General features: G+C 68.7%; 22 protein-coding genes. 20 read left to right on the forward strand and 2 right to left on the reverse strand.

Going from position 1 to position 21,462, the window contains the following annotated elements; translation table 11 throughout:
* Window positions 1-130: 130 nt before the first annotated feature.
* Window positions 131-1,081 carry a DMT family transporter gene (locus tag ACT6SE_RS09055; protein ID WP_032957678.1) on the forward strand — a complete coding sequence of 317 codons (951 nt, stop codon included), beginning with the start codon at window positions 131-133 and terminating at the stop codon, window positions 1,079-1,081.
* Window positions 1,082-1,090: 9 nt separating this feature from the next.
* Here the strand turns inward: ACT6SE_RS09055 and ACT6SE_RS09060 are convergent, their stop codons facing one another.
* Window positions 1,091-1,411 carry a hypothetical protein gene (locus ACT6SE_RS09060; RefSeq protein WP_164072103.1) on the reverse strand — a complete coding sequence of 107 codons (321 nt, stop codon included), beginning with the start codon at window positions 1,409-1,411 and terminating at the stop codon, window positions 1,091-1,093.
* Between the two features lie 27 nt (window positions 1,412-1,438).
* Between ACT6SE_RS09060 and thrA the strand changes: the two genes are divergently transcribed.
* From thrA to thrC, 3 genes are read left to right on the forward strand one after another with little or no spacing between them, the layout of a single operon-like run.
* The gene (gene thrA / locus ACT6SE_RS09065) at window positions 1,439-3,943 is read left to right on the forward strand and encodes a bifunctional aspartate kinase/homoserine dehydrogenase I (RefSeq protein WP_046430347.1); all 2,505 of its coding nucleotides are present in this window, start codon (window positions 1,439-1,441) and stop codon (window positions 3,941-3,943) included.
* The gene (locus ACT6SE_RS09070; protein WP_014646943.1) at window positions 3,940-4,854 is read left to right on the forward strand and encodes a homoserine kinase; all 915 of its coding nucleotides are present in this window, start codon (window positions 3,940-3,942) and stop codon (window positions 4,852-4,854) included. The genes thrA and ACT6SE_RS09070 overlap by 4 nt, the downstream gene beginning before the upstream one ends.
* A 29-nt stretch (window positions 4,855-4,883) precedes the next feature.
* The gene (gene thrC / locus ACT6SE_RS09075) at window positions 4,884-6,170 is read left to right on the forward strand and encodes a threonine synthase (RefSeq protein WP_046430348.1); all 1,287 of its coding nucleotides are present in this window, start codon (window positions 4,884-4,886) and stop codon (window positions 6,168-6,170) included.
* A 102-nt stretch (window positions 6,171-6,272) separates the two neighbouring features.
* Here thrC and ACT6SE_RS09080 read toward each other — a convergent pair whose 3' ends face one another.
* Window positions 6,273-7,025, reverse strand: a complete 753-nt coding sequence (locus ACT6SE_RS09080; RefSeq protein ID WP_010482595.1) for a Crp/Fnr family transcriptional regulator — start codon at window positions 7,023-7,025, stop codon at window positions 6,273-6,275.
* 127 nt (window positions 7,026-7,152) lie between these two features.
* Between ACT6SE_RS09080 and hisS the strand changes: the two genes are divergently transcribed.
* The 16 genes from hisS to ACT6SE_RS09160 all read left to right on the forward strand — a co-directional run bounded on the left by hisS (window position 7,153) and on the right by ACT6SE_RS09160 (window position 21,350).
* Window positions 7,153-8,550: a histidine--tRNA ligase gene (gene hisS / locus ACT6SE_RS09085; RefSeq protein ID WP_049420211.1), complete on the forward strand. Its 1,398-nt coding sequence runs from the start codon at window positions 7,153-7,155 to the stop codon at window positions 8,548-8,550.
* Between the two features lie 26 nt (window positions 8,551-8,576).
* Window positions 8,577-8,843 carry a hypothetical protein gene (locus tag ACT6SE_RS09090; RefSeq protein ID WP_235319604.1) on the forward strand — a complete coding sequence of 89 codons (267 nt, stop codon included), beginning with the start codon at window positions 8,577-8,579 and terminating at the stop codon, window positions 8,841-8,843.
* Window positions 8,844-9,041: 198 nt separating this feature from the next.
* A complete protein-coding gene (locus ACT6SE_RS09095) occupies window positions 9,042-9,350 on the forward strand; it encodes a YerC/YecD family TrpR-related protein (protein WP_005416326.1) in 309 nt (102 codons plus the stop codon).
* A gap of 34 nt (window positions 9,351-9,384) precedes the next feature.
* Entirely contained in the window at window positions 9,385-10,296 is a 912-nt protein-coding gene (gene hisG / locus ACT6SE_RS09100; protein ID WP_032957997.1) for an ATP phosphoribosyltransferase, read from the forward strand.
* Window positions 10,293-11,588 (forward strand): histidinol dehydrogenase, encoded by a 1,296-nt coding sequence (gene hisD / locus ACT6SE_RS09105; RefSeq protein WP_046430361.1) that lies wholly within the window; start codon window positions 10,293-10,295, stop codon window positions 11,586-11,588. Before hisG ends, hisD begins: the two co-directional genes overlap by 4 nt.
* On the forward strand, window positions 11,585-12,679 hold the full coding sequence (hisC, locus tag ACT6SE_RS09110; protein WP_046430363.1) for a histidinol-phosphate transaminase: 1,095 nt from the start codon (window positions 11,585-11,587) through the stop codon (window positions 12,677-12,679). Before hisD ends, hisC begins: the two co-directional genes overlap by 4 nt.
* Window positions 12,676-13,749: a bifunctional histidinol-phosphatase/imidazoleglycerol-phosphate dehydratase HisB gene (gene hisB / locus ACT6SE_RS09115; protein ID WP_014646950.1), complete on the forward strand. Its 1,074-nt coding sequence runs from the start codon at window positions 12,676-12,678 to the stop codon at window positions 13,747-13,749. The genes hisC and hisB overlap by 4 nt, the downstream gene beginning before the upstream one ends.
* Window positions 13,746-14,348, forward strand: a complete 603-nt coding sequence (gene hisH, locus ACT6SE_RS09120) for an imidazole glycerol phosphate synthase subunit HisH (RefSeq protein WP_032957991.1) — start codon at window positions 13,746-13,748, stop codon at window positions 14,346-14,348. The genes hisB and hisH overlap by 4 nt, the downstream gene beginning before the upstream one ends.
* Entirely contained in the window at window positions 14,345-15,079 is a 735-nt protein-coding gene (hisA, locus tag ACT6SE_RS09125; RefSeq protein WP_014646952.1) for a 1-(5-phosphoribosyl)-5-[(5-phosphoribosylamino)methylideneamino]imidazole-4-carboxamide isomerase, read from the forward strand. Before hisH ends, hisA begins: the two co-directional genes overlap by 4 nt.
* The gene (hisF, locus tag ACT6SE_RS09130; protein ID WP_014646953.1) at window positions 15,073-15,849 is read left to right on the forward strand and encodes an imidazole glycerol phosphate synthase subunit HisF; all 777 of its coding nucleotides are present in this window, start codon (window positions 15,073-15,075) and stop codon (window positions 15,847-15,849) included. The genes hisA and hisF overlap by 7 nt, the downstream gene beginning before the upstream one ends.
* Window positions 15,839-16,459, forward strand: coding sequence for a bifunctional phosphoribosyl-AMP cyclohydrolase/phosphoribosyl-ATP diphosphatase HisIE (gene hisIE, locus ACT6SE_RS09135; protein WP_014646954.1), 621 nt, complete (start codon window positions 15,839-15,841; stop codon window positions 16,457-16,459). Before hisF ends, hisIE begins: the two co-directional genes overlap by 11 nt.
* 98 nt (window positions 16,460-16,557) lie before the next feature.
* Window positions 16,558-18,147, forward strand: coding sequence for a calcineurin-like phosphoesterase C-terminal domain-containing protein (locus ACT6SE_RS09140; protein WP_046430367.1), 1,590 nt, complete (start codon window positions 16,558-16,560; stop codon window positions 18,145-18,147).
* 36 nt (window positions 18,148-18,183) lie between these two features.
* A complete protein-coding gene (locus ACT6SE_RS09145; RefSeq protein ID WP_046430369.1) occupies window positions 18,184-18,468 on the forward strand; it encodes a hypothetical protein in 285 nt (94 codons plus the stop codon).
* 84 nt (window positions 18,469-18,552) lie between these two features.
* The gene (locus tag ACT6SE_RS09150) at window positions 18,553-19,575 is read left to right on the forward strand and encodes a glucokinase (protein WP_046430372.1); all 1,023 of its coding nucleotides are present in this window, start codon (window positions 18,553-18,555) and stop codon (window positions 19,573-19,575) included.
* Between the two features lie 51 nt (window positions 19,576-19,626).
* Window positions 19,627-20,625 carry a N(4)-(beta-N-acetylglucosaminyl)-L-asparaginase gene (locus ACT6SE_RS09155; protein ID WP_041863371.1) on the forward strand — a complete coding sequence of 333 codons (999 nt, stop codon included), beginning with the start codon at window positions 19,627-19,629 and terminating at the stop codon, window positions 20,623-20,625.
* Window positions 20,622-21,350: a copper homeostasis protein CutC gene (locus ACT6SE_RS09160; RefSeq protein ID WP_046430373.1), complete on the forward strand. Its 729-nt coding sequence runs from the start codon at window positions 20,622-20,624 to the stop codon at window positions 21,348-21,350. The genes ACT6SE_RS09155 and ACT6SE_RS09160 overlap by 4 nt, the downstream gene beginning before the upstream one ends.
* Window positions 21,351-21,462 lie beyond the last annotated feature (112 nt).

Raw genomic sequence — 21,462 nt, forward strand, 5'->3', positions numbered from 1 at the left:
GCACAGCGGCCAATCGCAGCCGAGCATTGGCTCGGCTCTACAGAGATGACACGGCAATAGCCTCGGTCAAGAGCGCCCGCTGGCCAGCGCTTACACTGCGCGGCCCGTTCTCTTCCCCCGAAGAACCCGAATGCGCAACAACCCGATGGCCCTGGGCATCGCCAATGGCGTTGCCGCTGGCGCGCTGTGGGGCGTGGTCTTTCTCGCCCCCGCCGTGCTGCAGTCGTTCAATGCCCTGCAACTGTCCGCCGGTCGCTACCTGGTCTATGGCCTGATTGCCATCGCTCTGCTGCTGCCGCGCTGGAAGCGGCTGGCACCGCGGCTGGGCCGCGCCGAATGGTTCGGGCTGCTGTGGCTGAGCCTGGCTGGCAACCTAGTGTACTTCCTGCTGCTGGCCACGGCGGTGCAGTGGGCCGGTGGCGCGGCGGCGTCATTGATTGTCGGCCTGATTCCGGTGGTGGTCACTGTGGTTGGCGTGCGCGAGCAGGGCGCGGTGCCGTTGAAGCAGCTGCTGCCGGCGCTGGGCCTGTGCGTGCTCGGCGTGGCGCTGGTGGGCTGGGAAGCATTGATGTCCGAACACCTCGCAACACCGTGGCGGCAGCGCCTGATCGGCCTGCTCTGTGCGTTCGGCGCGCTGTTCTCGTGGGCGCTGTACTCGATCGGCAACAGTCGTTGGCTGGCACGCCGGCCGGACCTGTCCAGCCACGACTGGTCGTTGCTGACCGGCGTCACCACTGGCGGCCTGGCCCTGCTGCTGGTGCCGATGGCCTTCATCGGCCACAGCGGTACCCACACCGCGGCGCAGTGGAGTGGCTTCTGGGCGATCAGCGCCGGCGTGGCAGTGGTGGCCTCGATCCTCGGCAACGCGTTCTGGAACCGTGCCAGCCGCCTGCTGCCATTGACCCTGACCGGGCAGATGATCGTGTTCGAGACGCTGTTCGCGCTGGCGTATGCCTTCGCCTGGCAGCAGCGCTGGCCCTCGCTGCTGGAGGCGCTGGCGATCGTGTTCCTGGTGGCCGGCGTGATGCTGTGCGCGCATGCCCATCGCTCGCCACGGGCGATCGCCGAACATGCAGGCTGAATGTGGGCGTCAAGCGTGCTGATGCCGGCTTGGTCTCAGATGCAACCAAATGCCGGCACGTTGGCCGATGATCGCCGCAATGATTTTTTGCATCGCAGCACTTGACAGCGGACCGGCGCACAGTGTTTTCTGTGCGTCATGGTCCTTGATGCCGCCCACGCCAGCCTGATCGCCCCCGCCATTGCGGGCCGTCCGACTGCGCCGGTCGCCACCACCACCATTACCACCACCACCGTCACCACTGCCCTGGTGCGGCCCGTCGTCTTCGTGTAACTCCCGAAAACCACGGCCCCGCACCATCCAGGTGGCGGGGAAACTCGACACCTGCATGCGACGGGGCCTCCTACCGAGGTCTGCATGTCTTCCCACGCCCCCGCCCATCCCGTTGCCCCGGCCGATCTGGCTGCACCGTCCACTGTCGTGCACAAGTTCGGCGGCACCTCGGTGGCCGATGCCGAACGCTATCGCCATGTTGCCGGCCTGCTGCTGGCCCGTCCTGAGTCGCTGCAGGTCACTGTCGTCTCGGCGATGAAGGGGGTCACCGACGCGCTGATCGATCTGGCGCAGCTGGCGGCAAAGGGTGACCAGGGTTGGCGCGAGGCCTGGCATGCCCTGCGCGCGCGCCACCGTGGCGCCGCCGTGGCGCTGCTGGGCGAGCAGGTCGGCGAGACGGTCGAATGGATCGACGCCCGCTTCGATCAGCTGGCCGAAGTGCTGGCGGCGCTGGCAGTGATCGGCGAGCTGCCGCGCGAGGTGCTGGACCGCGTGCAGGGCCTGGGCGAAGTGTTCTCCGCGCAGTTGCTTGGCACCCACCTGCGTGCCTTGGGCGAAGACTGTGCGGTGCTCGATGCGCGCGATGTGCTGGTGGTCGGGCATGGCGAGCTGGGCGTCGATGTCGACTGGGAAGCCAGCGCCGACCGCCTCGCGCAATGGCGCCTTCAACATCCTCAGCCGCGCCTGGTCGCCACCGGTTTCGTCGCGCGTGACCGTGATGACCGCATCACCACCCTGGGCCGCAACGGCAGTGACTACTCCGGCGCGATCTTCGCCGCGCTGTTCAATGCCGATGAACTGCACATCTGGACCGACGTCGACGGCGTGCTGTCAGCCGACCCGCGCCTGGTACCCGAAGCCGTGCAGCTCGAATCGCTCAGCTACGACGAGGCCTGCGAACTGGCTTACTTCGGCGCCAAAGTGGTGCACCCGCAGACGATGTCGCCGGCGATCCGCCTGGGCCTGCCGATCTTCATCCGCAATACGTTCCAACCGGCGCATCCGGGTACGCGCATCAGTGCCGAGCGCTCGCCGCGTGGGCCGGTAAAGGGCCTGACCCTGAGCCCGGGCCTGGCCCTGTTGAACCTGGAAGGCACCGGCCTGATCGGCGTGCCAGGCACTGCAGAGCGCGTATTCGCTGCCCTGCGCCAGGCGCAGGTGTCGGTGGTGATGATCTCGCAGGGTTCGTCGGAACATTCGATCTGCTGCGTGGTGCGCGCCGCCGAAGCTGCACGTGGCCGCGAGGCGCTGCTGCATGCGTTTGCGCATGAGCTGTCGGTGGGCCAGGTGCAGCGCGTGCAGGTCAGCGAGGGCGTCAGCGTTCTGGCGGCAGTGGGCGACGGCATGGCCGGTCAACCCGGCGTGGCGGCACGCCTGTTCGAGGCGCTGGGCCGCGCACAGGTGAACATCCTGGCAATCGCGCAGGGCTCGTCCGAGCGCAACATTTCGGTGGCGGTGGACAGTGCCGATGCCACCCGCGCCCTGCGCGCCGCGCATGCCGGCTTCTGGCTGTCGCCGCAGACCTTCGCGGTGGGCGTGATCGGGCCTGGCAACGTCGGTGCCGCGCTGCTGGACCAGCTGCTGGCCGCGCGCCCGCAGTTGCTGGCCAAGGCCAATGTCGATCTGCGCCTGCGCGCACTGGCCTCGCGTTCGCGCATGCGGCTGGAAGCGGATGGGCTGCATGCCGACTGGCGCGAAGCCCTTCAGCAGGCGGGTGAGCCCAGCGATCTGGATCGCTTCACCGAACACCTGCTGGCCGCGCACCTGCCGCATGCGGTGGTGATCGACTGCAGTGGCAGTGCCGAGGTGGCCGAGCGCTATGAGGGCTGGCTGGCAGCCGGCGTCCACGTGGTCACCCCGAACAAACAGGCCGGCGCCGGGCCGCTGCCGCGCTACCAGCGCATCCGCGCCGCGGCGGCGGCCAGTGGTGCGCGTTTCCGCTACGAGGCCACGGTGGGCGCGGGCCTGCCGGTGATCACCACGTTGCGTGACCTGGTCGATACCGGTGACGAGGTGCTGGCCATCGAAGGCATCTTCTCCGGCACGCTGGCCTGGCTGTTCAACCGCTTCGATGGCAGCCAGCCATTCTCGCAGCTGGTCGCGCAGGCGCGGTCGATGGGCTACACCGAGCCGGACCCGCGTGACGATCTTTCGGGCGTGGACGTGGCGCGCAAGCTGGTGATCCTGGCCCGCGAAGCCGGCCACGCGCTCAGTCTTGAGCAGGTGGAAGTGGAAAGCCTGGTGCCGGCGCTGCTGCGCGAGGGCAGCGTGGATGACTTCATGGCGCGGCTGGGCGAGTCCGACGCCAGCCTGCTGCAACGCCTGCAGGATGCGCGGGCGCGTGGTGCGGTGCTGCGCTATGTGGCACGGCTGGGTGCCGACGGCGCCTCGGTGGGGCTGCAGGAACTGCCGGCCGATCATGCCTTCGCCAACCTGCGGCTGACCGACAACGTGGTGCAGTTCCGCACCCGTCGCTACTGCGACAACCCGTTGGTGGTGCAGGGGCCGGGTGCGGGTCCGGAGGTGACGGCAGCGGGTGTGTTCGCGGACCTGCTGCGGGTCGCCGCCGGTGAAGGAGCGCGGCTGTGATCGCACGTGCGTTCGCGCCTGCCTCGGTGGCCAACGTGGCAGTGGGCTTCGACATTCTCGGCCATGCCATTGCCGGTATCGGCGATACCGTGAGCGTGCGCCGCATCGACGAGCCGGTGGTGCGGATCGATGCGATCCGTGGCAGTGCCGTCGCGCTGCCACTGGACGCCGCCGGCAACACCGCCGGGGCTGCGCTGATGTCGCTGCGCGAAGGCCTGGGCCTGGATTTCGGTTTCGCGGTCGAGATCGACAAGGGCATCCCGTTCGGTTCCGGCATGGGCGGTTCGGCAGCGTCGAGTGTCGCGGCGCTGGTCGCCGCCAATGCGCTGCTGCAGGCCCCGTTGCCGCGCGAAGCGCTGTACCCCTACGCGCTGGACGGTGAGGCGGTGGCCAGTGGTGGCCGTCACGGTGACAACGTCGGCCCGCTGCTGCTGGGTGGCCTGGCGCTGTGCACGGCCGATCGCCTGTTGCCGGTCCCGGTGCCTGCCAGCTGGCACAGCCTGCTGGTGCATCCGCACGCGGTGCTGGAAACGCGCCGTGCCCGCCAGGCCCTGCAGGGCAGCTATGCGCTGGGCGAGTTCGTGGCCCAGAGCGCGAACCTCGCGCTGGTGCTCAGTGGTTGTCATCGCAGTGATGCGACGCTGGTACGCGCGGGACTGCGCGACGTGCTGGTCGAACCGCGACGGGCCGGATTGATTGCCGGCTTCGAGGCCGCCCGTGATGCAGCGCTGTCGGCCCATGCAATGGGTGCGGGCATCTCCGGTGCCGGACCCAGTGTGTTCGCCTGGTTCGAGGATGCCGACCAGGCCCGCGCCGCCGTGGCGCCGGTGCAGGCAGCGTTCGCTGCGGCCGGCTTCGACAGTGACGCCTGGGTATCGCCGCTGGATGCGCCGGGAGCCCGGCTGTGCTGAATCCTTCCCCTTCTCTGGAAACCGATCCCATGCAATTTGTTTCGACCCGCGGGCAGTCTCCCGCCGTTGGCCTCAGCGCGGCGATCGCCGCCGGATTGGCGCCCGATGGCGGGCTGTATGTTCCCGCGCATCTGCCGGCCGCGCGCGAGCTGCAGGCCGGGGCGACCCTGGCCGATACCGCCGCCGATCTGCTGGCACCGTTCTTTGCGGGCGATGCACTTGAGACTGCGCTTCCGGCGATCTGCCGCGAAGCGTTCGACTTCCCGGTGCCGCTGCGTGCACTCGGCGAGGGTGACCACGTGCTGGAGCTGTTCCATGGGCCGACGGCGGCATTCAAGGATATCGGCGCGCGCTTCCTGGCCGGTACGCTGTCGCGCCTGCAGGGCGGCGAGGATCGCGATCTGACGATCGTCGTCGCCACGTCCGGCGATACGGGTGCCGCCGTTGCGGCGGCCTTCCATCGCCAGCCGGGCGTGCGCGTGGTGGTGCTGTATCCGGAGGGTCGCGTGTCTCCGCGCCAGGCGCATCAGCTCGGTTGTTTCGGCGACAACATCCAGGCCCTGCGCGTGACGGGCGCATTCGACGATTGCCAGGCGATGGTCAAGCAGGCGCTGGCCGACCGCGAACTGCAGGCGCAGGTGCCGGTGAGCTCGGCTAACAGCATCAGCCTGGGCCGACTGCTGCCGCAGATGAGCTACTACGCGCATGCAGCGTTGACCCACTACGCCGCGCATCGTCGCCGGCTCAACCTGGTGGTGCCGACCGGCAATCTGGGCAACGCGATGGCAGCCGTGCTGGCGCGCGCGCTGGGCGTGCCGATCGGCCAGGTCGTGCTGGCCACCAATGCCAATGCCGTGCTGCCGGCGTACTTCAATGGTGGCGACTACCAGCCGCAGGCCAGTGTGGCGACGGTGGCCAATGCAATGGACGTGGGTGCGCCGAGCAACTTCGAGCGACTGCGCTGGCTCTACCACGGCGACGACGCAGAGCTGCGTGCAGCTTTCCGCGCGTTCGCGGTGGATGACGTGACCATCCGCGCGACGATTGCCGCAGCGCATGCCAGCCGCGGCGAGCTGTTCTGCCCGCACACGGCGACGGCGGTGAAGGTGCTGCAGGATCTGCGCGCGCGCGGTGCCAAGGGCGACTGGGCGGCGGTGGCTACGGCGCATCCAGCCAAGTTCGAGGCTGTGGTCGAGCCGCTGATCGGCGAAACGGTGGCGGTGCCACCTGCGCTGGATGCCTTGCTGCAGCGACCGGCGCACGCCGAACCATTGGCGGCAGATTACGCGGCCTTGCGCGAGGTGTTGCTGCGTTGATCGCAGATGGAGGCGGTTGCCGGCCAGCGGCCGGCACTACCCGTGTTGCATCCTTCCGGTAGTGCCGGCCGCTGGCCGGCAACCCAACCAACCGCGATGCGGTCAGATCAACCCTTCACCGGCCAGCGTGCGCAGCCCATCCTCGTCGAGGATCTCCACCACGTTCAGGTGGGGCAGGGCGATCAGCCCCTGCTGGCGCAGCTTGGTGAAGGTGCGGCTGACCGTTTCCATGGTCAGGCCCAGATGGTCGGCGATATCGCCGCGGCCCATCGGCAGCGACACGCGCAGGCCGTCGCCCCCCAGCTTGGCCTCGCGCGCGGCCAGGCGCAGCAGGAAATCGGCCAGCTTCTCGGCCGGCTGCAGGCGTGCCAGCGCCAGCGCAGCATCCTGTGCGGCATCCAGTTCCTGGCAGGCGCGCTGCAGCAGCTTGCGCTCCAGGTGCGGGAAGCGGCTGCGCAGGGCCTTCATCTGTGGCAGCGCGACACGGCACACGCGGCTGTCGGCGATGGCCTCGATGTCGTAGCGATGGTGGTCGCTGCCGCTCAGGCCCAGGTAGTCGCCGGGCAGCACGAAACCGTTGATCTGGCGCCGGCCGTCGGCCAGGGTGCGCACCAGGCGCAGTGCGCCGGCGGTCAATGTATAGACATGGTCGCGCTCTTCGCCGGTGCGTGCCAGCGTGCTGCCCATGCTGACCTGCTGCGAGACGGTGACCTGTTCCAGCGCCTGCACTTCGTCTGGCGACAGCGCCGAGCACACCGCAAGGTGCCGAACCGAGCAGTGCAGGCAGTCCAGCGTGGTGCAGGACGGCGAGGCGGGATCGTTGGTGGCGGGCGGAGCGCCGGAAGGCCGTGACATGTTGCGGGGGGCGTATCGCGGGCGGGGAGGGCCTTATGATACTTCAAGCGGCCGTTCGACCCTGCCGGAGGCGGGGGCGCTAGAATGTTGCCCCCTCCCACGTCCCGTTCCAGCAGGAGTTCCGCCCGTGATCAAGCCCCGTACCCCGCCCGGCACCCTTGAGCTGCTGCCGCGCGAGCAGATTGCGTTCCAGCGCATGCTGGACGTCATCCGCCGCAACTACGAGCGCTTCGGGTTCCTGCCGGTGGAGACGCCGGTGTTCGAGCTGTCCGACGTGCTGCTGACCAAGTCCGGTGGTGAGACCGAGCGCCAGGTGTATTTCGTGCAGTCCACCGGCGCGCTGGCCAACGCTGCCGAGTCGGGCGACCGTTCGCTGCCGGAAATGGCGCTGCGCTTCGACCTGACCGTGCCGCTGGCACGCTACGTGGCCGAGCACGAACACGAACTGACCTTCCCGTTCCGCCGTTACCAGATGCAGCGCGTGTACCGCGGCGAGCGTGCCCAGCGCGGTCGTTTCCGCGAGTTCTACCAGTGCGACATCGACGTGATCGGCAAGGACAGCCTGAGCGTGCGGTACGACGCTGAAGTGCTGGCGGTCATCCATGCGGTGTTCTCGGAACTGCGCATCGGTGACTTCAGCATCCAGCTGAACAACCGCAAGCTGATGCGCGGCTTCTTCGAGAGCCTGGGCGTGGCTGAAGGCGAGCGCCAGCTGGCGGTGCTGCGCGAAGTGGACAAGCTGGACAAGCGTGGCGCCGATTACGTCCGCGAGACGCTGGTGGGCGAGGGCTTCAACATCCCGGCAGAACAGGTCGAGAAGATCCTGGCCTTCGTCGCTGTGCGTTCGCAGGGCCATGCCGATGCGCTGGCGCAGCTGGCCACGCTGGAAGCCGACGCCGGTTCTTCGGAGATCCTGCGTACCGGCGTCGCCGAACTGCGCGAAGTGCTGCAGCTGGTGCAGGCGCTGGGCGTGCCGGAAACCGCATACTGCCTGAACTTCTCCATTGCGCGCGGCCTGGACTATTACACCGGCACCGTCTACGAGACCACGCTGACCGACCACCCGCAGATCGGCTCGATCTGTTCGGGCGGCCGTTACGAAGACCTGGCCAGCCACTACAGCAAGTCGAAGCTGCCGGGCGTGGGTATCTCCATCGGCCTGTCGCGCCTGTTCTGGCAGCTGCGCGAGGCGGGCCTGATCGACGGCATCGAAGCCAGCAGCGTGCAGGCGCTGGTGGCGCTGATGGACGAGCAGGGCATGCCGCAGTCGCTGGACATCGCGCGCCGCCTGCGCGCCGGTGGCATCAATACCGAAGTGCAGATGGAGCCGAAGAAGATCGGCAAGCAGTTCCAGTACGCGGCCAAGGCCGGCATCCGCTTCGTGGTGCTGGCCGGTGAAGACGAGCTCGCGCGCGGCGTGGTGGCGGTGAAGGACCTGCTGCGTGAACAGCAGTTCGAAGTGTCGCGCGACGAGCTGGCCAGCACCCTGCTGGTGGAGCTGGAACAGTCCAGGGCGATGATGTGAAGCCGGCCGTCGCAGGGGTACTCACCGTGCTCCTGTTGGCGGGCTGCCAGAGTGACCTAGTGCTGCGCAGTGATCGGCTGGGCCCGGCGCAGTACCGGCTGCAGGTTGATCGCTGTCACGTGATCGACCGCGCGCAGCTTGAGGGCGACCTGCGGGCCCTGGCCTCGCGGACGTGCCCGGCGGGTGCAGGGGCGTTGCAGAACATCCAGTCCCTGCCGAGCCGGCAGGGCAGCCTGTTCGGGGAGTGCCTGCGGCGCGGGACGCTGCAGGCGGAGGTGCGTTGCCTGCCCTGAGTCGAGCCAGGTTGTTGATTTGAAAGCAGAACGCCCGCCCTTTGGTGGGCGTTCTGCATTTCCGGCATCCGGTCCAGGGGTCAGATCCGTTTTCCTTTGGAAAACGGATCTGACCCCATGAGGCTCCGATTTGACGCACTGCGCAAGAATGCGCTAATGTACTAACGCGCTATTACATTGATGCATGGACCCGACTCCGTGAAAGCCCGCCCCGAGATTGCCGCCAAAGACCCGAAGGCCGACCTGGAAGCCCTGGCCCGGGCCTTTGCCGCGCTGCGCGAGCCGGAGCAGGTCGAGGCATTCCTGCGCGACCTGTGCACCCCGGCCGAGCTGGAGGCCATGGCCGACCGCTGGAAGGTGGTGCCGCTGCTGCAGCAGGGCGTGCCGTACCGCGAGATCCACGAGCGCACCGGCGTCAGCGTGACCACCACCGGACGGGTGGCACGCACGCTCGAGCATGGCCATCGAGGCTATGCCGCCGCCATCGACCGCCTTGCTTCGCGCTGATCCGCGCCCCGTTCCGAACTTCGAGACCTCCCCCATGAGTGCAACCCAGGCAGCGCCGGCACGAGACCGGCTGCGTATCGCCATCCAGAAGAGTGGCCGGCTGGCCGAGCCCGCCCGCAACCTGCTCAGCGCCTGTGGCCTGAGCTGGCGCGAAAGCCGCGACAAGCTGTTCTGCTACGGCGAATCGCTGCCGGTGGACCTGTTGCTGGTGCGCGACGACGACATCCCCGGCCTGATCGCCGATGGCGTCTGCGACCTTGGCATCGTCGGTCGCAATGAACTGGACGAGCAGGCCGCGGCACGCCGCCAGATCGGCCTGCCGGACGCCTACCAGGCGCTGCGCGGGCTGGGCTTCGGCCAGTGCCGGCTGATGCTGGCGGTGCCCGAGGAATGGCAGTGGCAGGGTCCGGCGCAGCTGGCCGGCACCCGCATCGCCACCAGCTACCCGGCCATCCTCAAGCAGTGGCTGGCGGAGCAGGGCGTGGACGCGCAGGTGGTCGAGCTGTCCGGGTCGGTGGAAATCGCCCCGCGCCTGGGTACCGCCGACCTGATCTGCGATCTGGTCTCCAGCGGCGCCACGCTGCGTGCCAACCAGTTGACCCCGGTACACAACCTGCTCGACAGCGAGGCGGTGCTGGCTGGTGCGATGCGCGTGCCGGATGACGCACGTGCATCGCTGCGCGCGATGCTGCTGCGCCGCCTCGACGGCGTGGTGCAGCGCCAGGACCGCAAGCTGCTGATGTTCCGTGCCAGCGAAGATCGCGTCGACGCGCTGGCGCAGCTGCTGGCCGATGCCGAGCCGCTGGTGCGGCTGCCGGCCGATGGTGGCGCGCTGCGCCTGCAGACCATGTGCCCCGGCCCGCTGAGCTGGCAGCGCATGGAAGAACTCGAGCGCGCGGGCGCGCAGGGCCTGATGGTACTGAGCGTGGAGCGATCGCTGGCATGAACCGTCTGATCTGGTCCCGACTTGATGAGGCCGCGCGCAGCGCGGCATTGACCCGCCCGGTGCAGGCAGTGGCGCAGCAGACCCGCGATGCCGTAGCGGCCCTGATCGCGCAGGTGCGTGCACAGGGCGACGATGCGCTGCGTGCGATTACGGCGCGTTTCGATGGCGTCGAGCTGGCCTCGTTTGAAGTTTCCGAAGCCGAATTCGCCGCTGCCGAAGCCGCCGTGCCCGCCGAACTGCGACAGGCGATGGTGGACGCCGCCGAACGCATTGCGCGCTTCCACGCCGCTGGCATGGGCAAAGGCTATGCAGTTGAAACCGCGCCGGGCGTGGTCTGCGAACGCATGCTGCGCCCGATCGGCCGGGTGGGCCTGTACGTACCGGCTGGCAGCGCGCCGTTGCCGTCCACCGCGTTGATGCTGGGCGTTCCGGCGCAGCTGGCCGGTTGCCCGCAGGTGGTGCTGTGCACCCCGCCGCGCGCCGACGGCAGTGCCGATCCGGCAGTGCTGGTAGCCGCCCGCCTGACCGGCGTGCAGCGCGTGTTCAAGCTGGGCGGCGCGCAGGCGATCGCGGCGATGGCCTATGGCACGGCCAGCATTCCGGCCTGCGACAAGCTGTTCGGGCCGGGCAACAGCTTCGTTACCGAAGCCAAGCAGCAGGTCGCACAGGACGGCGCCGCCGCCATCGACATGCCTGCCGGTCCTTCGGAGGTGCTGGTGATTGCCGATGCTGGCGCCAATCCGGCGTTCGTCGCCGCCGACCTGCTGTCGCAGGCCGAGCACGGTCCGGATTCGCAGGTGCTGCTGCTGACCGACGACGCCGTGATGCTGGCGGCGGTCGAAGCCGAGGTTGAGCGCCAGGTGGCCCTGCTGCCGCGCCAGCAGATCGCGCGGCAGGCACTGTCGGCATCGCGGCTGGTGCAGGTTGATTCGTTGGACGAGGCGTTCGCGATCAGCAACCGCTATGCACCAGAACACCTGATCCTGGCCCTGCGTGATCCGCGCGCATGGCTGGACAAGGTGCAGGCGGCCGGCTCGGTGTTCCTGGGCGATTACACCCCCGAAGCACTGGGTGACTACTGCAGCGGCACCAACCACGTATTGCCCACCGCCGGTGCCGCGCGTGCCTACAGCGGCGTGAGCGTTGCCAGCTTCCAGAACCTGATCAGCGTGCAGAGCGCCAGCGCCGCCGGCCTGGCCGCGATCGGCGGCTGCGCGCGCATCATCGCCCGTGCCGAAGGCCTGGATGCGCACGAGCGTGCCGTTGCGTTGCGCATGGAGGTGGCGGCATGAGCGCGGCGATCGATGAGGTGCTGGCACTGGTGCGCCCGGACCTGCAGGCCTTCGCCGGCTACAGCTCGGCACGCAGCGCGGCGGTGCAGGGCGAGGTCTGGTTGAATGCCAATGAGTCGGCCTGGGCCAATGCGGCCGATACCGCAGGCAGCAGCCGGCGCTATCCGGAGCCGCAGCCGCTCGCGCTGCGCGAGGGACTGGCGGCGCTGTACGGCGTGACGCCACAGCAGCTGCTGATCGGTCGCGGCAGCGACGAAGCCATTGATCTGCTGGTGCGCGCGCTGTGCGTGCCGGGTCGCGATGGCGTGCTGGTCACGCCGCCGGTGTTTGGCATGTACGCCGTCTGCGTACGCCTGCAGGGTGCCGCCTTGATTGAAGTGCCGCTGGTGGACAGCGAGGATGGACTGCGCACCGATCTGGATGCGGTGATCGACGCGGCCAAGGCGCAGGGTGCCAAGCTGGTGTTCCTGTGTGCGCCGTCGAACCCGGCCGGCAGTGACATCGCCCTGGATGAGGTCGAGCGCGTGGCGGTTGCGCTGCGCGGGCAGGCGCTGGTCGTGGTGGACGAGGCCTATGTCGAGTATGCACAACGGCCGTCGGCGACCACGTTGCTGGCCGCGCACGCCAATCTGGCGGTGCTGCGCACGCTGTCGAAGGCGCACGCGCTCGCGGCCGCCCGCGTTGGCACGCTGATCGCTGCCCCGGAGCTGATTGCCCTGCTGCGTCGCTGCCAGGCGCCGTACCCGGTGCCGACGCCGTGCGCGGAACTGGCCGTGCAGGCACTGCAGCCGGCCGCGCTGGCGCGCACCGCCGAGCGCGTGACCACGGTGATCGCCGAGCGCGAGCGCCTGCGTGCAGCCCTCGCCGGCCTGCCCGGCGTGTGCCGGGTGTATGCCTCGGCCGGCAACTACCTGCTGGTCCGTTTCGCCGATCCCCAGTCCGCGTTCGATACGCTGCTGGCTGCGGGCGTGGTGGTGCGCGACCAGCGCGCTGCGCCGCAGCTGGGTGATGCGCTGCGCATCAGCATCGGCAGCCCCGAAGAGAATGACCGCGTGCTTGCGGCCCTGTCGGCGCGGAGGGCCGCAGCATGACCCCGATCCTGTTCATTGACCGCGACGGTACCCTCATCGAGGAGCCGTCCGACTTCCAGATCGACGCCTACGAAAAGCTGCGCTTCGTGCCGCAGGTGATCCCGGCGCTGCTGAAGCTGCGTGATGCCGGCTACCAGTTCGTGATCGTCACCAACCAGGACGGCCTCGGCAGCGACAGCTACCCGCGCGCCAGCTTCGATGGCCCCAACGACCTGATGCTGCAGATCTTCGAGAGCCAGGGCATCACCTTCCGTGACGTGCTGATCGATTCCAGCTGGCCGCAGGACAATGCGCCGACCCGCAAGCCGGGCATCGGCCTGATGACCGCCTACCTGCAGGACCGCAGCATCGACTGGGCACGCTCGGGCATGGTCGGTGACCGGATCACCGACCTGCAGTTTGCCGCCAACCTCAACATCCGTGGTTTCCAGCTGCGCACCGCGCAGTTTGGTGGGGAGTGGGACTGGCCGGGCATCGCCCATGCGCTGGCCGACGCGCCGCGCACCGCCGTTGTCCAGCGCAACACCAAAGAAACGAAGATCCGCGTTGAGCTGGACCTGGACCGCGCGGGCGATGCACGCATTGCCACCGGCCTGCCGTTCTTCGACCACATGCTGGAGCAGATCGGCAAGCACGGCGGCTTCGCGCTGGACATCCAGGCCGAGGGTGACCTGCACATCGACGAGCACCACACCATCGAGGACACCGGGCTGGCCCTGGGCCAGGCCCTGCGCGAGGCGTTGGGCGACAAGCGCGGCATTGGCCGTTACGGCTTCACCCTGCCCATGGACGAGACCCTGGCCAGCGCTGCGCTGGACTTCAGCGGCCGTCCCTATTTCGTGTTCGAGGGCGAGTTCAAGCGCGAGCGCGTGGGCGATATGCCGACCGAGCTGGTGCCGCACTTCTTCCGTTCGCTGTGCGATGCCAGCGGTTTGAACCTCAACCTGCAGGTGCGCGGCGACAATGATCACCACAAGGTGGAGGCCTGCTTCAAGGCGCTGGCGCGTGCGCTGCGTCCGGCGCTGGCCCGGCAGGGCACGGCACTGCCGAGTACCAAGGGGGCGCTGTGAGCGATGTTGCGCTGATCGATGCCGGTGGCGCCAACCTGGGCTCGGTGCGCTACGCACTGGAGCGCCTGGGCGCGACGGTGCGGCTGGTGCGCGATGCGGACGGCCTGGTTGGTGCGCGGCGGGTGATCCTGCCCGGCGTCGGCGCCGCCGGTCCCGGCATGCAGCGCCTGCACGCTCAGGGCCTGGTGGAACCGCTGCAGCGACTGGAGGTGCCGTTGATGGGCATCTGCCTGGGCATGCAGCTGCTGTTCGAACGCTCCGAGGAAGCGGGCGTAGAGACACTGGGACTGATTCCGGGCGTGGTACGCAAGCTGGTGCCGGCCTGTGGCATCCGCGTGCCGCACATGGGCTGGAACCGCCTGCTGCCGCTGCGCGAATCGCTGTTGCTGCAGGGCGTGCCGGAACGCGCCAGCGCCTACTTCGTGCACAGCTATGCGGCGCCGCTCAATACCCACACCGTCGCTGCCTGCGACCACGGTGGCCTGTTCACCGCCGTGGTGGAGCAGGGGCGCTACTACGGCGCACAGTTCCATCCCGAGCGCTCCGGCGAGACCGGCTCGCTGATGCTGCGCAACTTCCTCGAGGGCACTGCTGCATGAGTTTCATCGTCTACCCCGCGCTGGATATCCGCGACGGCCGCGTGGTGCGGCTGCGCCAGGGCGACTACGCGCAGGAAACCTCCTATGGGGATGACCCTCTGCCGCGCGCGCAGGCCTTCGCCGCGCAGGGCGCGCAGTGGATGCATCTGGTCGACCTGGATGCCGCACGGGCCGGTGGCTACACGCTGGCGCCGCTGTTGGCATCCATTCGTGCGCAGACCCCGCTGCAGGTGCAGACCGGCGGTGGCGTGCGCGGCCGCGATGATGTGGCGCGCATCCTCGACGCTGGCGCCGGCCGCGTGGTGGTGGGTTCGCTGGCGGTGCGTCGTCCCGATGAAGTGGTCGGCTGGCTGGAGGAATTCGGCGCCGATCGCATCACGATTGCGCTGGACGCGCGCCAGGACGCACAGGGGCAGTGGCAGCTGCCGGTGCACGGATGGACCGAGAACGCCGGGGTGACCCTGGATGACCTGGCCCGGCGCTACGCGCGCGCCGGCATGCGCCATCTGCTGTGCACCGACATCGCCCGCGACGGCATGCTGGCCGGGCCCAACATCAGCCTCTACCAGCACCTGTCGGCGCTGTTGCCGGGTGTGGCGGTGCAGGCGTCCGGTGGCATCCGTGACGTGGCCGATGTGGCCGAGGCGCGTGCCGCCGGCTGCGGAGGTGCCATCCTCGGCAAGGCACTGCTGGAGCAGCGCATGGACCTGAGCGAGGCGTTGGCATGTTGAGCCGCCGCATCATTCCGTGCCTGGACGTGCGCGATGGCCGCGTGGTCAAGGGCGTGCGCTTCCGCGATCACGTCGACATGGGCGACATCGCCGAGTTGGCACAGCGCTATCGCGACCAGGGCGCGGACGAGCTGGTGTTCTATGACATCGGCGCCAGCCCCGAGGCACGGTCGGTTGACGTCGCCTGGATCGAGCGCATCGCGCGCCTGATCGACATTCCGTTCTGTGTGGCCGGTGGCATCGACAGCGTGGAAACCGCGCGCCGCGTGCTGTTCGCCGGTGCCGACAAGGTGTCGATCAATTCGCCGGCGCTGGGCCGGCCGGAGCTGATCACCGAGCTGGCGGACGAGTTCGGCGTGCAGTGCGTTGTGGTGGGGGTCGATTCGGTGCGCGAGGCCGACGGACAATGGCGGGTGCGTCGTTTCAGCGGCGATCCGGACAAGACCCAGGCGGTGCCGCTGCGCACGCTCGACTGGATCGTCGAAGCGCAACGGCGTGGAGCCGGTGAGATCGTGCTGAACTGCATGGACAGCGACGGTGTGCGCCGTGGCTACGATGTCGTGCAGCTGCAGCAGGCGCGGGCGCTGTGCCAGGTGCCGCTGATTGCCTCCGGTGGTGCCGGAGCGATGGAGCACTTCGCCGACGCCTTCGACCAGGCCGACGTCGACGGTGCGTTGGCGGCCAGTGTGTTCCACAGCGGCGCCATCGCCATTCCAGAATTGAAGCGCTACCTGCGCGGACAGCAGATCGAGGTGCGGGATGTCTATTGAAGTGAGGCCATCGCTGGATGCGCTGCAGGCGCTGGACTGGGGCAAGGGCGACGGCCTGCTGCCGGCCGTGGTGCAGGATGCCGATACCCTGCAGGTGCTGATGCTGGGCTATGTCAGCGCCGAATCGCTGGCGGCTACGCTGGCCATCGGCCACATGACCTTTTTCAGCCGCAGCAAGCAGCGGTTGTGGACCAAGGGCGAGCAGTCCGGCAACGTGCTGGTGGTGCAGTCGATCCGTGTCGACTGCGACGCCGATACGCTGCTGGTGATGGCGCGCCCGGCCGGGCCGACCTGCCACACCGGTGCCGAGAGCTGTTTCGACCAGGCGCCGAAGGATTTCCTGGGTGGGCTGGGCCAGCTGGTGGCCATGCGTGACGCGCAGCGCCCTCCCGGCAGCTACACCACCAGCCTGTTTGAAGGCGGCATCCGCCGCATCGCGCAGAAGGTGGGTGAGGAGGGCGTGGAGACCGCATTGGCCGCCGTGGCGCAGGATGATGAGGCATTGCTGGGCGAGGCGTCGGACCTGCTGTACCACCTGCTGGTGCTGCTGCGCGCGCGCGGGCTGTCGCTGGATGATGCGCGCGCGGTGCTGGAAAAACGCCATCGTTGAGGAAGGCGTACGGACCAACGGTCCGCACCCACCTCTGCAATGCAGCCGAGCATGGCTCGGCTCTACAATAGGTGGTCTTCTTCTTTCCCGGACCGCCCATGAAACTGCCTGCCGCCTGGCTGTGCTGCCTGTTGCTGACCTCGCCGGCCTGGGCCGCGGACACCGTGGTCAGCGGCAAGGTCTATCTGGAGCGTGACGGCAAGCCCGGCCGCGGTGCGACCGATCCGGGCCTGGCCGGGGTGCAGGTTTCCAACGGCGAGACCATCGTCAAGACTGCCGCTGACGGCAGCTACAGCCTGCCGGTGCGCGACGGCCAGACCGTATTCGTGATCAAGCCCGATGCCTACGCCTTCCCGAAGGCGGCGGACGGCCTGCCTTCGTTCTGGCGCCACTACCGCCCGAACGGCTCGCCGGCGCTGAAGTACGGCGGCATCGCCGCGACCAGCGACGTCACCCGCAACTGGGACTTCGCCCTGCAGTCGGATCGGCATAACAGCCGTCGTGGTTTCCAGATGCTGGTATTCACCGATTCGCAGACCGCCAGCCTGAAGGACATCGGCTACTACCAGCAGTCGATCGTGGCGCCACTGGTCGGCCAGACCAGGGCACGCATGGGCACCACCCTGGGCGACATCGTCAACGACGACCTGACCCTGTACCCGGCGATCAACAAGGTCACCACCGAACTCGGCGTGCCGTGGTTCCACGTGCCGGGCAACCATGACCTCGACTTCGATGCGGCCAGCGACGAACACTCACTGGACAGCTGGCGCAACATCTACGGCCCGGACACCTACGCGGTGGAAGAGGGCGGCGCCAGTTTCGTGTTCCTGGACGACGTGGTGTACGACCCCAAGGCCAGGCCGAAGTACGTCGGCGGCCTGCGCGAAGACCAGTTCGCCTTCCTCGCCAGCTACCTGAAGGGCCTGCACAAGGACCGCCTGCTGGTGCTGGGCATGCACATCCCGCTGTTCGACGCGGCGCCGGGGCGCGAGACCTTCCGCCATGCTGACCGCCAGCGCCTGTTCGACCTGCTGAAGGACTTCCGCAACGTACTGGTGCTCAGCGGCCACAGCCACACCCAGCAGCACGTCTACCACGGCAAGGCCGAGGGCTGGAACGGCGACAAGCCGCTGCACGAATACAACGTCGGTGCCAACTGCGGTGCGTTCTGGTCGGGCGTGAAGAATGCCGCTGGCGTGCCGGACAGCACCATGAGCGACGGCACGCCGAAGGGCTATGCATTGCTCGACGTGGCCGGCAACGGCAGCTATCGCCTGCAGTACCGCGTGGCCGGCAGGCCGGCCAGCGAGCAGATCGGCCTGCACGCGCCGAAGGTGCTGCGCCAGGGGGCCTACCCGGCGTGGGGTGTCTACGCCAACGTCTACATGGGCGAGGATCGGAGCGTGGTCGAGTACCGTGTCGATGGCGGCGCCTGGCAGCCGATGAAGCAGGTCAGCCAGCCCGACCCGCGCCTGATGGTGGAGAACGTGGCCGATGATCTGGCCAGCAGCCTGCGCGGCTACGACCGTTCGCCCGAGGCCACTGCGTCGCCGCACCTGTGGCGCGGCGCGCTGCCGACCGATCTTGCAGTGGGCAGCCATAAGGTCGAAGTACGCTCCACCCAGCCTGATGGCGCAGTGTTCACCGCCACCACCAGCTACAGCCTGCAGACTGCCCAGCCCTGACCCCCACGCACCAGCGCTCCAGCGAAAGGATCCCGCATGGATATCCGCTTCATGGCCGGCACCACGCCGGTGACCCTCAGCCGCCACTGGTTCACCGGCGCGATGCTGCTGCAGAGCGCCACCGAGAAGGTCTGGGTGCAGCACCCGCTGCATCCGGGCACCCACTTCTCGTTCTCGCTGGTACAGTCGTGGCTGCGCCACATCGCCGGCCACGAAGTGCTGGTCGAGCGCACCCGGCCGCTGTTGTTCGCCGGCTTCCGCCCGCAGCGCCTGCGCGTGCTGGTGGATGGGGTGCAGGTGGCCGAAGAGGAAGGCATGTAGGTTCACCTGAACCACCGGCGCGCTAGGCAAAGCCGTCCCGATGCCTGAGAATCGGGGCGATTCAATCGATCCAAGCAGGCCAGCGTGACCATCGCAGCAGCGTCAACGGTTTCCTCCGACTCCGCCCGCGGCGGTCTTCCGCGCCGTCTGGTCGTCGCCGATGTCGGCGGCACCTTTGCCCGGCTCGCGCTGGCAGAAACCCGACCCGGCCAGACGCCGCTGCTGGGCAGCCACCGTACCTATGCCTGTGCCGAGCATTCCAGCCTGGCCGCGATCCTGGCCGATTTCACCGCCGGCCTCGGCCAACCGGTGCAGACCGCGGTGGTCGCCATCGCTGGCCTGCTGGATGGCGATGTGCTGATCAACTCGAACCTGCCGTGGACGGTCTCGCTGTCGGCCACCCGCGCGCAGTCCGGGCTGCACGAACTGCAGCTGATCAATGATTTCGAAGCGGTGGCGCTGGCCATCCCCTACCTGCAGCCGGAAACCCTGGTGCCACTGAACGGCGACGCCGATCCGGCGCAGGCCTTCCCGGCGCTGGTACTGGGCGCGGGTACCGGGCTGGGCGCCGCGCTGCGTTTCGCTGATGGCGAGCGTCCGGTGCTGGCCAGCGAGATCGGTCATGCCGCGCTGGGCGCCGGCAACGCGCTGGAACTGCAGGTGCTGGGCCGTCTGCTGCAGCGTTGGCCGCACGTGGACAACGAGCGCGTGCTGTCCGGCAGCGGCCTGATGAACCTGTATCCGTGCCTGTGCGAACTGCGCGGCGTCACCCCGGTGTGGACCAGTACGGAGGCGCTGATCGGCGCCGCGCGTGGCGGTGAGGATGCACTGGCGGTGGAAACGTTGCAGGTCTTCTGTGCGTGGCTGGGCAGCCTGGCCGGCGACGCGGCGATCGCCGTCGGCGCGCGCTCGGTGTACCTGGCCGGTGGCATTTCCGCGCATGTGCAGGATTTCCTGGCCGATGGCCGCTTCCGTGAGCGCTTCCTCAACAAGGGCGTGCTGACCGAGGTGCTGCGCCAGGTGCCGGTGTGGCGCGTGGAGCATGGCCAGCTGGGCGTGCTCGGCGCAGCGGTCTGGCACGCCGCACGGCAGCCCACGCACGACTGATCGGCAGGGTTGGCATCGGGCCGGCCGTGCATTGCAGACTGGGAGGGGAAAATGGTGGATCGCAGGCAGTTCCTGCAGGCCGGTGCACTGGCCGCAGGCATGGCGGCATTGCCGGGCGTGCAGGCGCGCACGCAGGGTGGGGCCCGGGTGGTCTCCACCTGGGACTTCGGCGTACCGGCCAACCAGGCCGCGTGGAAGGTGCTGGCGCAGGGTGGCAGCGCGCTGGATGCGGTGGAGGCGGGCGCACGCTGGGCCGAGAGCGAGCTGTGCAACCCTACCGTTGGCCATTGCGGCAATCCGGATCGCGACGGCGTGCTGAGCCTGGATGCGAGCATCATGGACGGCGATGGCCGTTGTGGTGCAGTGGCCGCGCTGGTGGACATCCTGCATCCGGTGTCGGTGGCCCGCAAAGTGATGGAGAACAGCCCGCATGTGCTGCTGGTCGGCGAGGGCGCGCAGCAGTTCGCGGTGCAGCAGGGGTTCGAGCGCAAGCATCTGCTGACGCCGCAGGCCGAAGCGGCCTGGCGCGAGTGGCTGAAGACCGAGAAGTACCAGCCGCAGATCAATGCCGAGCGCCGTGGCATTCCCGGCAACAGCGACAACCACGACACCATCGGCATGCTGGCACTGGATGCCAAGGGCCAGCTGGCCGGTGCCTGCACCACCAGCGGCATGGCGTGGAAACTGCACGGTCGCGTTGGCGACAGTCCGATCATCGGCGCCGGCCTGTACGTCGACAACGACGTCGGCGCGGCCACTGCTTCGGGGGTGGGTGAAGAGATGATCCGCAACGCGGCTTCGTTTCTGGTGGTCGAGCTGATGCGCCAGGGGCGTTCACCGGCGCAGGCCTGCCGTGAAGCCATCGACCGCGTGGTGCGCAAGCGCCCGGAAGCGAGCAGAACGTTGCAGGTGTGCTTCCTGGCCATGAACAAGCAGGGCGAGGTCGGTGCCTACGCGCTGCATCGTGGCTTCGTCTATGCGGTGTGCGATGCGCAGCGCCAGGATGACCTGCGTGACTCGCCGTCGATCTACACGAGCACCCAGGCGTGAGTACGCGGCTGACCCTGGAGATCGCCAGCAACTCGCTGGCCTCGGCGCTGGCCGCGCAGGCCGGCGGCGCCGACCGCATCGAACTGTTCGACAACCTGGCCGAGGGCGGCACCACGCCGTCGTTCGCCAGCATCGCGATGGCCCGCGAGCGCCTGTCGATTCCGCTGTTCGTGCTGGTGCGGCCACGCCCGGGCGACTTCCACTACGACGCGCTGGAAACCGAACTGATGCTGCGTGACATCGCGCAGTGCCGCGCGCTGGGTTGCGATGGCGTGGTGATCGGCGCGCTGGACGTGCAGGGCGGCATCGACCTGGCGCTGTGCCGGGAACTGGTGCAGGCCGCCGGGCCGTTGCAGGTGACCTTCCATCGCGCCTTCGACGCCGCCCGCGATCTGCCGGCGGCGCTGGAGCAGGTGATCAGGCTGGGCTGCCAGCGCGTGCTGACCTCGGGCGGGCAGGCCAGCGCCGAGGCCGGTGCCGATGTGCTGGCGGGCCTGGTCACCCAGGCGGCGGGGCGCATCACGGTGATGGCTGGCGCCGGATTGGCCCCGGGCAACATCGCAACCGTCGCGCGGCAGACCGGCTGTACCGAACTGCACGCCTCCGCAAAAGGCCTGCGCCGCTCGGCGATGCAGTTCCAGAACCCGGCGCTGCGCGGTCTGGACCCGGACTGGAGCCAGACCGCCGCCGCTACCGTGGCCGCGCTGCGGCAGGCGCTGGACTGATCGAATCCGTCGGGCATGGCCCGGGGTCAGATCCCTTCTGCGAAGGGATCTGACCCCTGTCGCAACCCCGGCCGCAGGCACGCGACGGACAAAACCGTTCCGCGCGCGATTG

The organism is Stenotrophomonas sp. LC732 (assembly GCF_052446685.1).
Lineage (GTDB): Bacteria > Pseudomonadota > Gammaproteobacteria > Xanthomonadales > Xanthomonadaceae > Stenotrophomonas > Stenotrophomonas muris.

Excerpts from the sequence above, each read along its gene's own strand:
- ACT6SE_RS09055 (WP_032957678.1), top strand. The coding sequence starts at position 131 with ATGCGCAACAACCCGATGGCCCTGGGCATCGCCAATGGCGTTGCCGCT.
- ACT6SE_RS09060 (WP_164072103.1), bottom strand. The coding sequence starts at position 1,411 with ATGCAGGTGTCGAGTTTCCCCGCCACCTGGATGGTGCGGGGCCGTGGT.
- thrA (WP_046430347.1), top strand. The coding sequence starts at position 1,439 with ATGTCTTCCCACGCCCCCGCCCATCCCGTTGCCCCGGCCGATCTGGCT.
- thrC (WP_046430348.1), top strand. The coding sequence starts at position 4,884 with ATGCAATTTGTTTCGACCCGCGGGCAGTCTCCCGCCGTTGGCCTCAGC.
- ACT6SE_RS09080 (WP_010482595.1), bottom strand. The coding sequence starts at position 7,025 with ATGTCACGGCCTTCCGGCGCTCCGCCCGCCACCAACGATCCCGCCTCG.
- hisG (WP_032957997.1), top strand. The coding sequence starts at position 9,385 with ATGAGTGCAACCCAGGCAGCGCCGGCACGAGACCGGCTGCGTATCGCC.
- hisD (WP_046430361.1), top strand. The coding sequence starts at position 10,293 with ATGAACCGTCTGATCTGGTCCCGACTTGATGAGGCCGCGCGCAGCGCG.
- hisC (WP_046430363.1), top strand. The coding sequence starts at position 11,585 with ATGAGCGCGGCGATCGATGAGGTGCTGGCACTGGTGCGCCCGGACCTG.
- hisB (WP_014646950.1), top strand. The coding sequence starts at position 12,676 with ATGACCCCGATCCTGTTCATTGACCGCGACGGTACCCTCATCGAGGAG.
- hisA (WP_014646952.1), top strand. The coding sequence starts at position 14,345 with ATGAGTTTCATCGTCTACCCCGCGCTGGATATCCGCGACGGCCGCGTG.
- hisF (WP_014646953.1), top strand. The coding sequence starts at position 15,073 with ATGTTGAGCCGCCGCATCATTCCGTGCCTGGACGTGCGCGATGGCCGC.
- hisIE (WP_014646954.1), top strand. The coding sequence starts at position 15,839 with ATGTCTATTGAAGTGAGGCCATCGCTGGATGCGCTGCAGGCGCTGGAC.
- ACT6SE_RS09140 (WP_046430367.1), top strand. The coding sequence starts at position 16,558 with ATGAAACTGCCTGCCGCCTGGCTGTGCTGCCTGTTGCTGACCTCGCCG.
- ACT6SE_RS09145 (WP_046430369.1), top strand. The coding sequence starts at position 18,184 with ATGGATATCCGCTTCATGGCCGGCACCACGCCGGTGACCCTCAGCCGC.
- ACT6SE_RS09155 (WP_041863371.1), top strand. The coding sequence starts at position 19,627 with ATGGTGGATCGCAGGCAGTTCCTGCAGGCCGGTGCACTGGCCGCAGGC.